Annotated in this window: 15 protein-coding genes and 1 tRNA gene; 5 read left to right on the plus strand and 11 right to left on the minus strand. The window is 59.5% G+C overall.

Annotated features, from left to right (window positions below; all coding sequences use genetic code 11):
- Nucleotides 1-192 precede the first annotated feature (192 nt).
- The 3 genes from VN934_03460 to VN934_03470 are packed head-to-tail and all read left to right on the plus strand — an operon-like array spanning nucleotide 193 to nucleotide 1,754.
- Nucleotides 193-576, plus strand: a complete 384-nt coding sequence (locus VN934_03460) for a DoxX family protein (protein ID HXM17849.1) — start codon at nucleotides 193-195, stop codon at nucleotides 574-576.
- The gene (locus VN934_03465) at nucleotides 573-1,052 is read left to right on the plus strand and encodes a DUF4126 family protein (protein ID HXM17850.1); all 480 of its coding nucleotides are present in this window, start codon (nucleotides 573-575) and stop codon (nucleotides 1,050-1,052) included. Before VN934_03460 ends, VN934_03465 begins: the two co-directional genes overlap by 4 nt.
- A gap of 21 nt (nucleotides 1,053-1,073) precedes the next feature.
- Nucleotides 1,074-1,754 (plus strand): hypothetical protein, encoded by a 681-nt coding sequence (locus VN934_03470; GenBank protein HXM17851.1) that lies wholly within the window; start codon nucleotides 1,074-1,076, stop codon nucleotides 1,752-1,754.
- On the opposite strand, the gene VN934_03475 is transcribed toward VN934_03470, so the two are convergent.
- From VN934_03475 to VN934_03485, 3 genes are read right to left on the minus strand one after another with little or no spacing between them, the layout of a single operon-like run.
- The gene (locus VN934_03475) at nucleotides 1,755-2,303 is read right to left on the minus strand and encodes a hypothetical protein (GenBank protein ID HXM17852.1); all 549 of its coding nucleotides are present in this window, start codon (nucleotides 2,301-2,303) and stop codon (nucleotides 1,755-1,757) included.
- A gap of 1 nt (nucleotide 2,304) precedes the next feature.
- Nucleotides 2,305-3,627: an NAD(P)/FAD-dependent oxidoreductase gene (locus tag VN934_03480; GenBank protein HXM17853.1), complete on the minus strand. Its 1,323-nt coding sequence runs from the start codon at nucleotides 3,625-3,627 to the stop codon at nucleotides 2,305-2,307.
- On the minus strand, nucleotides 3,624-4,118 hold the full coding sequence (locus VN934_03485; GenBank protein ID HXM17854.1) for a hypothetical protein: 495 nt from the start codon (nucleotides 4,116-4,118) through the stop codon (nucleotides 3,624-3,626). The genes VN934_03480 and VN934_03485 overlap by 4 nt, the downstream gene beginning before the upstream one ends.
- Nucleotides 4,119-4,260: 142 nt before the next feature.
- Here VN934_03485 and VN934_03490 point away from each other — a divergent pair, with 142 nt between their 5' ends.
- Nucleotides 4,261-5,871 (plus strand): FAD-dependent oxidoreductase, encoded by a 1,611-nt coding sequence (locus VN934_03490; protein HXM17855.1) that lies wholly within the window; start codon nucleotides 4,261-4,263, stop codon nucleotides 5,869-5,871.
- Between the two features lie 245 nt (nucleotides 5,872-6,116).
- Here VN934_03490 and VN934_03495 read toward each other — a convergent pair whose 3' ends face one another.
- The 7 genes from VN934_03495 to VN934_03525 form a co-directional block, all read right to left on the minus strand.
- Nucleotides 6,117-6,536, minus strand: coding sequence for a helix-turn-helix domain-containing protein (locus VN934_03495; protein ID HXM17856.1), 420 nt, complete (start codon nucleotides 6,534-6,536; stop codon nucleotides 6,117-6,119).
- Entirely contained in the window at nucleotides 6,533-6,820 is a 288-nt protein-coding gene (locus tag VN934_03500) for a type II toxin-antitoxin system HigB family toxin (GenBank protein ID HXM17857.1), read from the minus strand. The genes VN934_03495 and VN934_03500 overlap by 4 nt, the downstream gene beginning before the upstream one ends.
- A 184-nt stretch (nucleotides 6,821-7,004) precedes the next feature.
- Nucleotides 7,005-7,673, minus strand: coding sequence for a DUF899 family protein (locus VN934_03505; protein ID HXM17858.1), 669 nt, complete (start codon nucleotides 7,671-7,673; stop codon nucleotides 7,005-7,007).
- A 134-nt stretch (nucleotides 7,674-7,807) separates the two neighbouring features.
- The gene (locus VN934_03510; protein HXM17859.1) at nucleotides 7,808-8,083 is read right to left on the minus strand and encodes a hypothetical protein; all 276 of its coding nucleotides are present in this window, start codon (nucleotides 8,081-8,083) and stop codon (nucleotides 7,808-7,810) included.
- Between the two features lie 160 nt (nucleotides 8,084-8,243).
- Nucleotides 8,244-8,319, minus strand: a tRNA-Asn gene (locus VN934_03515).
- Between the two features lie 71 nt (nucleotides 8,320-8,390).
- Nucleotides 8,391-8,780: a site-specific integrase gene (locus tag VN934_03520; GenBank protein ID HXM17860.1), complete on the minus strand. Its 390-nt coding sequence runs from the start codon at nucleotides 8,778-8,780 to the stop codon at nucleotides 8,391-8,393.
- Nucleotides 8,781-9,494: 714 nt separating this feature from the next.
- Nucleotides 9,495-9,839 carry a hypothetical protein gene (locus VN934_03525; GenBank protein ID HXM17861.1) on the minus strand — a complete coding sequence of 115 codons (345 nt, stop codon included), beginning with the start codon at nucleotides 9,837-9,839 and terminating at the stop codon, nucleotides 9,495-9,497.
- A gap of 469 nt (nucleotides 9,840-10,308) precedes the next feature.
- Between VN934_03525 and VN934_03530 the strand changes: the two genes are divergently transcribed.
- Nucleotides 10,309-10,749, plus strand: a complete 441-nt coding sequence (locus VN934_03530) for a DUF4352 domain-containing protein (protein HXM17862.1) — start codon at nucleotides 10,309-10,311, stop codon at nucleotides 10,747-10,749.
- Nucleotides 10,750-10,795: 46 nt separating this feature from the next.
- Here VN934_03530 and VN934_03535 read toward each other — a convergent pair whose 3' ends face one another.
- A complete protein-coding gene (locus VN934_03535) occupies nucleotides 10,796-11,077 on the minus strand; it encodes a hypothetical protein (GenBank protein ID HXM17863.1) in 282 nt (93 codons plus the stop codon).
- Nucleotides 11,078-11,311 lie beyond the last annotated feature (234 nt).

Here is an 11,311-nt window from a genome sequence, read left to right on the forward strand (position 1 = left end):
TACCGGCAGTGTTCGAAAGGCGACACGAGTGCGAATGAGTCAAAAATCAAAACGCCAATTTTTTGATTCTTATATAGCAAGCATGCCCACGTTTGGGACGCTTCAAACCATCTTTGTGCGCGGGTCGTACTTATGTGTCCCAGAAAGCCACGCCGGAGGCATTCGCTCGACAACTTCTTAAGTCACCGGCGCATGTTTCAGCTCGCTCACTTGACTGATTACGGCTTGCTGTTCCTTAGACTTATGGCCGGCGCGATCTATGCCAACAGCGGCTACAACGACCTCAAGGATCCGGACGCGCGCAGCAAAAGCATCGGAATGCCCAAGAGCTTCACGGTTTTCCTCGCCGTGGCCGAGCTGGCCGGCGGAGTTGCGCTTATCTTGGGTGTGCTCCAGCAGCTGGCCGCGATCGGATTGATCCTCGTCATGCTCGGCGCGATCCAGAAAAAGATCTTCGTGTGGAAGACCGGGTTTTGGGGCAAAGATGGATTTGGCTGGTCGTACGACTTGACGCTGATCTCGTTGCTGCTCGTCATCCTGTTCACCAACGGCGGCAGATTCGTGCTCTTGCGGTGAACGCCTCGGAAATCTTCATCCTCGCGTTTGCGCTCGGCATCGTCGCCGGGCAGCGGTCGCTCATGGCGCCCACGGTCGTCAGTTGGGCTGCGCGCCTCGGCTGGCTCAATCTCCAACATAGCTGGTTGGCCTTCTTAGGCTACGCGCTGACTCCTTACATCTTTTCAGCGTTCGCGATTCTCGAACTAATCATGGATAAGCTTCCGAAGACGCCGAGCCGGAAAACACCGCCGGTGTTCGCTGCTCGTATCGTCTTGGGCGCATTCTCGGGAGCAGCACTATGCATGGCGGCGCGGCACTCTGCCGCAGCGGGAGCACTTCTCGGCGGTTTGGGCGCGGTGGCGGGCACTCTCGGAGGGTACGAGGCCAGAACGCAGTTGGTCAAAGGCCTTGGGGCGCCGGATTTCGCGGTCGCTCTTGTGGAGGACATTGTGGCGATAGGCGGCGGGCTTTTCGTCGTCTCGCGATTCGCATAGAAAGCGAGGCGAGCAGCATAGATGAGTAGTCGCAAGACGCGCGCGCATACGCCCGTCGACCACCGCGCAGGTGGGCCGCCGCTAGTGCTGCGCGCAGGGGCGACCGAATGGACGGCAGTCGAGCTGGTCCACGCGCGAAGCGATCGCGCGGATGCGGCTATCGCCGCAAGCGAAACGCTTATCGAGTTGCTCGGCAAAGAGGTCGACGTGAAGGCGGCCGCGATCTTCGTTTCGCGACACAAACGACGCGTTGCGACGTTTGTCTGGCTCACCGGACACGATGCCTATGCCAAGCTCCAGCATGCTTGGGATAAGCATCACCTTGAACGCGAACATCGCGAAGCCGTGGAAAAGCGCGACTTGTCGTTATGTCGCGTCACTGCGGTCGCCGGCGATGCGACGATCGAGCCGGGAGCGCACACCGTTTCAGCGATCGAGAGACTCAGCCTTAGCGCCGCGAGGGCCGATGAAGTGCTGAACGTCATCGCAAAGTCGCATCCGGCGGGGTTTGTCGGTGCGGCGGTGTTTGGCGCGGATGACGGAACACACAGCTACTTGATGCACCGTTGGGAACATAAGGAGAGCTTGGCCGCGTTCCGCGAATCCGCAGCGACCACGAAGGTGATCGGACCCGTAGGCGAAACCGGCGACGCCTTCGAGTTCTACCAGCCCGTGCGGACCTTCGGCCCGCTCGCGAAGTAGCTAGCTCGAACTCGGTGGTTCCTGAAGGAGTTCCGTGACGATGTACGTCACGATGTCCCACGCATTATGAATGCCGATGAAGATCAGGAATATGACGCCGGCTGCGAGCGCGAACAGCGCGTTCACCGGACTGCCTGGAAACATGATACCGCCTGCGAGGATGGCGGCGTATGCAAGCAACGGCAGGATCGAATACCAGGCCCAGTCCTCGAGATCCGGACTATATGAGGTCAGCCGCCTCGTCCGGTGCATCACACGCAACACGTACACAACGCCGAACAGACCGACAAGTCCGATCAACGTGGCGGGCTGAACCAGCGAGTGCCAAGGCGCGCTGATGATCGCCGAGATGAGTAACGCCGCACAGAAGTGCACCACCGTCGGCGTGCTGAACGTCGAGATCCCGTCTGGGTTCCTTCGCACGCGCTCCACTCCGGTGATCAGGGTGATCACGACGAACATCAACCCGGTCAGCGCGGCAGCCGACGAGCCGGTCATGACGTAGAAGCTCGACCACGGAGTGAGGAAAGACGACGCGTTTTCAGCCATCTTATTTTGCCTTGGCTCCGAGCGCGGTCGCCGCTTCCCGGGCGGCGCGCTCACCCGTTTCAAGCGCCCCGTTCACCGTGCCGCCTTGCCCATCATTCGATGTCGCCTCGCCTGCGAAGAACAGCGCATCGTCGACGGGCGCCCCGAGCACGGCGCGCGCATCCCCGCCACCGACGGCGACGTAACTGTATGCGCCGCGCGAGAACGGGTCCTGGTTCCAATCGTGCATGACACCGCTTTCGAACTCCTCACGCGCGAGCGCGGGCTCGCCGACCAAGGTCCCAAAGCCGTCGAGCGCGCGCTCGATGAGCTCTGCCTGCGAGGCGCTGCCCAATGCGGTCGCCTTCGGACCGCCCACCCACGCCACGATCAGCTCGCTGCGCACCGGCAACTGCGTCCAATACGCCGCGAACGGCCGCTCTAGGCAGCGGAAAAATGCTGCGTCGCGGTAGCGTCCGTTTCGAATCCGCTCCCAGAACGCCGTTCGGAACCAAAGCCCTACCCTGACCACGTGGCCCATTTCGATGTTCCGAAGCGCTTCGCGCTTAGCTGCGGGCAAGTCGGGATCGAACACGACCTCGGTTTCGTCGCCGTTATGGCGCAAGACGCCGACCGGAAGCGTCACAATGGCTGCTCGCGCATGAATCGTCCGTGCTTCCCCCCACTCACTTTTCATAGCGACGGCGACGGCGCCGCGCCGCCACGAAATCCGCTGCACGATCGTCGACAAGGAGATCTGAACTTCTGCGGCGGCGCAGGCGTCGCGCAGGCGCTCGAACATCGGCCCGTAACCGCCGAGCGGCCGCGCGCTCGCAAAATCGACGCCCGACCACAACTCGTCCGAGATCGCTTTCACGCTTGCGATCGCCGGATCGGCGGCTTCGAATCCTTCGACGAATGCGCGCGCCGCTCGCACCGCTTCGCGGTTGTCTTTGTCGTTCTCGAAGCGCCGCAGAAATCGTTCGACGCTCTCATCGTCGGCGAGCGCGCGAGCCTTTTCGAAGATGCGGGTGGCCGATCGCAAGTCGGCTTCGTCGCGTCGCAGGTCCCCCTCCTCGCGACATGTCCACCCATCGCCGACGGTTTCGATCGCGGCAGTCCCGGCATCGCGAAGCAACGCCATCGTCTCTTCGGCCCGGCCGTGGATGAACTCCGCGCCGAGTTCCTCCGCCACCGCTTTTCGCACCGACGGCTTCGACCACGCGCGACCGCCTATGCGGTCACGCGCCTCCAGTACGATCACCTGCAGCGACCGGCCGGCGAGGCTCCGCGCAGCCGACAAGCCCGCCGCGCCGGCACCGACCACGATGACGTCTGCGTTCAAAGGATCGCCGGAATGATGCGTACGTCCCCGCGGAGTTGAAAGACGAGGTTGTGAATGTCGGTCGACGCAATCGCACGCAGCGTGGGCAGTTCCGCCGCCGCTTGCTCCTCATCGAACACGTTGAGGGGCCAATCACCGACGGTTCCGCTTCGCAAATGCGGATGGAGGAAACCGCTGCCGTAGTACGCGCGAATGATGATCGGGTTGATGCCGGCGGTCTTCTGCTGTGGCCAGGAAAGCGCCCAAATCGCCTCAACTCCTGCGTTAGGTGAGCGCTGAACACCGGTCGCTGTGACCTCGCCGGTACCGAGCAACAGACATGTGTTTAATTCTTCGAGCGTTTGGCGCGCGTATGGATCGACGAGGGCGACGGCCTTGGTGAACAGGCGTTCCTTATCCGACCGGGCGGTGACGCCGTGATGCGTGCCGTCGCGCAAATCGACGAAATGGCGCAGCAGCGCTGCGGTGTGCGGCGGGCAAGAAGTCTGCATGATGCGGTCGCGTCTTCCGTGCAAAAACGAAAGGTCCTTGACTCCGCATGAAAGGTTGCCGTGCGCAGCTAGCTAAGCAGGGGAGTTCGCTATGAGTGGACTTCCGGTAACCAGCGCTCTCGCTGAACACGTCTTTCCGATTTTGACGCCAGAACAGATTCGTCGCTTTGCGCCACACGGGCGGGTGCGCGCGATTCAAGCCGGCACCGTGCTCTACGAACCGGGAGCCACCCCCGTCCCGTTCTTTGTCGTCGTCTCCGGTGAGCTCGAGGTCGTCCGCCTTTGGGCCGGGACTGAAACCCTTGTCACCGTTTTCGGCCCCGGGAAGTTCACGGGCGAAGTCAACTCTCTCTCGGGTCGGCCCGCCATCTTGCGCTTGCGCGTCTCCAAGTCCGGCGAGGTGATCGAGCTCGATCGTCAGCAGATGCTGGCGTTGTTGCAGACCGACGCCGAGCTTGGCGAGATCTTGATGCGAGCGTTCATTCTCCGCCGGGTGGAGCTGGTAGCGGCTGGTATGGGTGACGTCGTGCTCCTGGGATCGACGCATTCCGCCGGTACGCTTCGCATCAAAGAATTTCTGATGCGCAACGGCCATCCGTATTCCTACATCGACCTCGAACGGGACCCTGACGTACAGAACCTGCTTGAGAGTTTCCATATCGAGGCCGGCGAGATACCGGTGGTGATCTGCCGTGGTCAGGTCGTGCTTCGAAATCCGACGAATCAGAAAGTCGCGGATTGCCTTGGCTTCAACGAAACGATCGACCAAACGCACATGCGCGATCTGGTCGTCGTCGGCGCAGGTCCCTCAGGCTTGGCCGCGGCCGTGTACGGCGCATCGGAAGGCCTTGACGTGCTGGTGCTGGAGACAAACGCGCCAGGCGGTCAGGCCGGCTCCAGCTCTCGCATTGAAAATTATTTGGGATTCCCCACTGGGATCACGGGGCAGGAGCTCGCCGGCCGGGCCTTCACCCAGGCGGAAAAGTTCGGCGCACAATTGCTGATGGCGACGGGCAAACGGCTCTGGTGCGGCCCCAAACCAAACATCGTCGAAGCCGACAACGGCGCTCGCATCCCGGCGCGTGCCATCGTGATCGCCACCGGAGCCGAGTATCGAAGGCCACGCTTAGAGAACTTGGCCCGCTTCGAGGGCGCCGGTATCTACTACGGAGCAACCTTCGTTGAGGCGCAATTGTGCACCGGAGACGAAGTGGTCGTCGTAGGCGGAGGGAATTCCGCAGGGCAGGCAGCCGTGTTCCTGGCGCGCACGGCGTCGCGGGTATATATGCTCGTCAGGTCAGCGGGTTTGGCCGAGAGCATGTCGCGCTATCTGATCCGCAGGATCGAGGAGACGCCGGCGATCGAACTGCGAACGCACACTGAGCTCACCGCGCTTCGAGGCGATGATCACCTCGAATCGGTCACTTGGCAAAACAGCGAAACCGTTGCGAGCGAAGAGCACGCGATCAGTCACGTGTTCCTCATGACCGGCGGCGCTCCGAACACGCGCTGGCTTGACGGTTGTGTCGCACTTGATGAGAAAGGCTTCATCAAGACGGGTCCCGATCTATCGCCGGAGGATCTGCGCGCTTCCAAATGGCCCCTGGCGCGGCAGCCGTTCTTGCTTGAAACCAGTGTGCCGGGCGTATTTGCCGTCGGCGACGTGCGCGGCGGGAGCATCAAGCGCGTCGCATCCGCCGTCGGCGAAGGGTCGATTGCAATCTCTTTCGTTCACCGGGTACTGCAGGAATAGCGCTATCGGTTACTCCGAAGTGCTTGGCGTGCAAGGCATCAATCTCGGCGGCCATCTGCTCTATCGTCATGCCTTTTGCCGAATGTGAAATACACCCGCTCCGTTGTTGGCTCGTCCGGAGGCCGCCCCGGCTCTCCACGCTTCGGTCGCTTACGCTTCTCATTCGTTGATGATAACCAAATCGGCGCGTTGTAGCAAGAGTGACCACCCCCGATGGATTCTGGCAATGAAAAACCCGCCAAGTGCTAGATAAACACCGCCACAGAAACGTTGAAATGCTGTGCTAGCTTCCTCGCCAGACTCACGCTTATCGGCCGCTTCCCGTGGTAAATCTCCGATGCGGTTCCGCTCGAACTCGTAAAGCGCGCGAGGTCGGCCTGCTTCATTTCACGGGCCTCCATGAGCTCATGTAGAACCTCGATCGGCGTCGCTTTCGAGATTCTTACGTGGCGGCGATCGTAGTCCGCGATAAGCGCAACGAGCAGATCAAGGTAATCACCACACGCCTCGTCGAGGTGCCGACCGCTCTCCTCGAGCTCGTTCTCCTCCAGCATGAAAGCGCTGAGCTCGGCCCGACGTTCGTCGTACTCCTTGCGGGTGCGGATCACGTGAGGCAGACGCTCGGTGAGAATCGTGCGGTACTTCTCGCGGACTGCGGTCGTCATCGTTTCCACTTTCCCTTATTATACGAACTGTGCGTCAAGAATTGCTCGATGTTGATTAGTTGGCGCTGATAATCAATTATTGTGATGAGCCTGTAGTTATTGCCCTTGATGTTTAAGACCGTGTACGGCTTGACGTAATCTGCTTGCGGATAGGTCTTCCTGAGTTCGATGATATTGCTCCATGCCGCCCCCTCCGCCACCGTCAACCATGTTTTTAGCTGTCTCTTAGCGTCAGGGTAGGTTATGGCGTATTCTTCTAACACAGCCGCGCCTACGACCAGCATCTAAAACCCGTTAAGTATTAACAAACACAATCCTCTCATTTTGAGAGGAACCTGTCAATCCCCACTCCTCTCATTTTGAGAGGAAAGCGGGACAACCGCTACGAATAGCGACAAACATTGTCGCTATAGGCAACGCCCGCAGAAGAGCGCCGACCCCAATGAAATCGGCGCATTAATCTCTCGACTAGGCGTAGTCGTTCGAGGGACTCCAGTCATCGCGGCCCGACGGCAGCAGATCGAACAAATGCCACACCGGGCTCAATAAATCGATGCCGCCGAATTGCCCGAACATGAACGCGTGCGAGACGTACGTGTTCCGAATCGCGGGTCCATCCTTCGAGAATACCAAGACCGTTTCGACCGGATCGCCGTTGGCGTCTTCGGCGCCCGTGTCGCGCGCAAATGTTGGACCATCGTCGGAGAGCAATCGAATCGAATCCCAACCACGGCGCTTCGCCCACGCCTGCAGCTTCTCGACGGGCGCTCGCGTGGCCACCACGATGTTGGCGCGCTGATCGACGTGCTTGGCAACCCCGTTCAATCCATCGATCCACATCGAGCACATCGGGCAGAACTCGTCGTCGTCGGCCCAATACATGAGATGGTACACGATCAGCTCGGAGCCTCGCGAAAAGAGTTCGGATAGCCGGACGCGCCGCTCGCCCGCCATGAAGGCGTAGTCCTGAACTTCGGGTCCGGCGGGAAGCGTCCGGCGCTTGGCCGCAACGGTTCCGATCTGTTCTCGAAGTGCGTCTTCGGCGCGAAAGAGCTCTTCTCGCGCCTTTTTGTACGCGTCGCTCGCGCCAGGCATGACGGGAATCGCGTCCCGCACGGAGATTGCTTGTGCCATCATTGTTCCCCTTAAGTTAGGTGTTCCAGGAATCTTCTTGTAACCGGATGATTGGTGAGCAACGCCCTTTCCGGCTTGACGTAGGTATACCTAGCGGGGCGCTGTCGGGACGAAGAAGTAACCCGCAAACAGAGAGCCTAGTCAACTCCCAAGTCGGCGACGATTCTCGCTTCACTGTTGATTTCGGCGCGCTTCACGCCGATTTGCGCGACTATGACGCGACACATCGCTTCCCATGCTTCTTCCTTAGTCCAGCTCTTGCCACGTCCAAGACGATGCGCATTATCCAGCTCGCTCACGATGAGGTTATAAAGGTCACCTACGGTAAGAAGCTCGGCAGTCTTTTCATCATCGATGTCGATCTGAAACTCTTCTTCGATCCCCATTATGAGCTCTAACATGTCTAGCCCCATGCTCTTGCCTCCATCCGCTTTTTATCGGCCGGCGGATACGTTCCTCATTACGGCATCGAGCTGCACGCTTCCCATTGTGTTTCTCCCGCCCTGACTTTCTGAGACTTTGAAGCAAATCAACCGAAAACCCGCAAAGCTTTGTGCCTTGCGGGTTCTCACATGGCTCCCCGAGTTGGACTCGAACCAACGACATTCTGATTAACAGTCAGACGCTCTACCAGCTGAGCTATCGGGGAATGCTGGATTCTATTTGAGTTTCCGCCGCTTCTGAGGTCTTACCTTCATCGCGAAATACCCCAAAGTACCCCTAAGCGGCTTGAAGTCCGCCATAGATCGCATCGATTGCTTGCACCGCTTGCTTTTGCATCGATGGCATGTAGTGTGCGTAGGTGTCGAGGGTCATCTTTGCTGATGCGTGCCCCACCCGCTGAGAAACCACGTGCACCGGCACGCCTGCCGCAAGCAATAGGGTCACGCACGTGTGTCGAAGATCGTGGATTCGGATGGGTGGCAGCTCGGCGGCTTTCACGAGTTTGTAAATGCCGCGTCTGACCGAATCCTGGTCGCGTGGCCGACCGGCCTCATCGGGAAAGAGCCAGTCTGACTTCGGTCGCTGTGTTCCTTGATGCACGCGCAGCGCATCGAGCGTCTTGGGTGCCAGCTCGAATCGACGTGCGCTACGCTTTGTCTTTGGCACTGGCCGCGTCGAGTTTCCAGCCACCGGTCAAGAAAGTCGCCGGCGGTTTCATTTAGCGCGTCGAAGGACGCGATCTTTTTGCCCTGCTCGGCGTGCATCTTGGCCCTGACTTCCTCAACGGTCTTACCGTAGACGGATTTCCGGCGAACTCGGCCTAGGCTGTCCCTGACGACGATTCTGCCCTCCCAGTAGATCGCTTTGGATCCGTCCGCGTTGCGTCGCTCACGCTTACGCGTTCCGGTGTAGTGTCGTTTTCGTTTGACTGTCTCCGTTGGTTCGTTCATGAAGTCTCCTCCCTTCCGATACACTCCAGTTGCGCTCTGGGAATGCGTACCACGCGGCCCAACTGAAGATACTTTATGCGACCGTCGTCGAGCATGTGACGAACAGTCGTCCGGTGTACTCGAAGAACCGCAGCCGCCTCCGCGATCCCGAGAAAGTCGGGCATGTCGGCCAGACGGATTTTCTTGGAACGCATCACCGGTTTTTGTCTGACCTGGGTCTGAACTGAAGGACCACACCCGGCCGCTCTGGCCGAATAGCCTCCGACTCGGTCGTTTCACGTAAGTGCGCCGGCGACTCGAGGCCGTGGCGTTGGTACACGGCGTTAAGGTGCTTTTGAGCTTCCGCGAGGTGATCGACTTGAACGGGCAGGGCGATGACCTTGGAAGCCTCATCGGATTTTGACGTTGGTTTTTGCATCGGCCAACGCCCCTATGCGATCTTCCGACGGCGAGCCACGTTCGCATACCTCAAATCGTCTCGCCACTCGTCCAGCAACACCCTTGCGTCGTCGAATGCAAATTTGACCTCTGTCCGAGGAATTGCGAGCGGATCATCCGTGAGCCCGGCGCATATCCTCATCGCAGTGTCGAAGCCCACCGCGAATTGGGTGCTGCCGTCGCAGCCGCCGAGCAGTTCGTTGTCGCCTTCCTTGTAGAGGATGCGGTAGGCCAGGCCGGCGGCATAGTCGGCAGCTTCCTCGTCGTCCTCTGTTGTCTTCATGGTCTTGCTAATCGCGTTGAACGCTAGGGCCTGTAGAGCATCGTAGTCAGCCACGGTGGTTCTCCTTCCGAAACGAAGCGTGCCTCGAACCTCCTTAGGGCTTACGTGGAATGCGTTTGTAGCGAGAAACGTGAGTGAGCATTAACTCTCTCATGAGCTCGGACGCATTTTTACGTTCGTACCATGCGATGATGCGGAACTTTTCCAACAGGTCCTTCGGCAGGTAGAGGCTGGTTTTCACCCCTTCGCGTTTGCCTTTGTGTCTCAATATACCTCCTATACCCTACTGTATTCACGGACGTTGGTGGACCACCCCGGGGGACCGACGGTCCCAAGGCCGCTTCCCATGCCTGTGGGGTCGGCCCCTTCAGTGCGCGCCGCAGAGGCGGCGGTCTGCGGCGCCGACAGGACACTGCGTCCACAAATGGTCTAGGAGGTGGGTCGTAGCCATTCTGGTATTGGGTTCAGAGATGGGGAGGGTCTGGCCATGAGGACTCTACGTTGGGCGTTGTTGGCTCTTATCGTGGCGTCACTGCACACGACGAGCGCGATGGCCGACCAATCGGTGGAGGTGAATGGCGTTGTCTACACGCTTTCGCATGTCCGCGCCACACACACCATTGGCGATCCGGCAATGGGAGGCTCACGTGCCAACGGGGTCTACGTCATAATCTCGCTGGCGATGGTAAACAACACCCACCGCACTCGGACCGTGAATCCGACCGTATGCACGCTGACCGACGGCGGCGGAACCGTCTATCAGACCTCGGATACGGGTGATGCTGCTCTCGCAATGACGGGTGACAAGAATGCGTCGTGGCTAGACTCGCAAGTGCAGCCCGGCGTTCCGCGCACGTCCGACATTGTTTTTGAGGTGCCTAGCGGCAAGCGCAGCTTTACGCTAACAATACCCGCTTCGCTGTTGTCTTTCGGTAGATCGGGTAAGATTGCGATATCTTTTTAGGGCGATTGTCTGCCTGTTGACACCAACGGTTTAATCCTCATCGAAATCACTTCCCTCGGATCCGGTGAATGACGTAACCTTGGGGATCAGCCTTGTTGGGCGTTTCGAGCCACTCCTCACCGCCGGGATTGTTGACGTACATCAAACGGTGTGCGACCATGGCGTTCACCTTAGCGTCCGTCTGCTGGTCGAAGGGGGCCATATCCACGGCAACGTCCGCCTTGGACGTGAAGGCAATAAACGTGATACACCGATCGCTCCCGCTACCGACGACGGCTATGAACTTGTGATACGCCGCGATGAGATCGGCGACCTTATGTGAGCGCACGATGACACGTTCCCCAAACCCACCGTAGCCACCGCAAGGAATATCCCATCGCTGGACTACATCGTACGCGCCGCGGTCTGGCGTAGGTGGCGTCACTACACGCGGCTCCCGGGGCGCGGCGCACCCTGCTGCGAACAGCATGAGGGCGCAGGGCAGGGCGACCTTGGTAATCATTTGCTTTGGTTTTTTTTCACCGCGATTTTTGCTTTGAAGACTTTCGCTTTCTTGCGCGCC

This window comes from Candidatus Tumulicola sp. (assembly GCA_035601835.1).
Lineage (GTDB): Bacteria > Vulcanimicrobiota > Vulcanimicrobiia > Eremiobacterales > Eremiobacteraceae > DATNNM01.

Coding starts and splice junctions, on each gene's coding strand:
- VN934_03460 (HXM17849.1), top strand. CDS start 193: ATGTTTCAGCTCGCTCACTTGACTGATTACGGCTTGCTGTTCCTTAGA.
- VN934_03470 (HXM17851.1), top strand. CDS start 1,074: ATGAGTAGTCGCAAGACGCGCGCGCATACGCCCGTCGACCACCGCGCA.
- VN934_03475 (HXM17852.1), bottom strand. CDS start 2,303: ATGGCTGAAAACGCGTCGTCTTTCCTCACTCCGTGGTCGAGCTTCTAC.
- VN934_03485 (HXM17854.1), bottom strand. CDS start 4,118: ATGCAGACTTCTTGCCCGCCGCACACCGCAGCGCTGCTGCGCCATTTC.
- VN934_03495 (HXM17856.1), bottom strand. CDS start 6,536: ATGACGACCGCAGTCCGCGAGAAGTACCGCACGATTCTCACCGAGCGT.
- VN934_03500 (HXM17857.1), bottom strand. CDS start 6,820: ATGCTGGTCGTAGGCGCGGCTGTGTTAGAAGAATACGCCATAACCTAC.
- VN934_03505 (HXM17858.1), bottom strand. CDS start 7,673: ATGATGGCACAAGCAATCTCCGTGCGGGACGCGATTCCCGTCATGCCT.
- VN934_03510 (HXM17859.1), bottom strand. CDS start 8,083: ATGGGGCTAGACATGTTAGAGCTCATAATGGGGATCGAAGAAGAGTTT.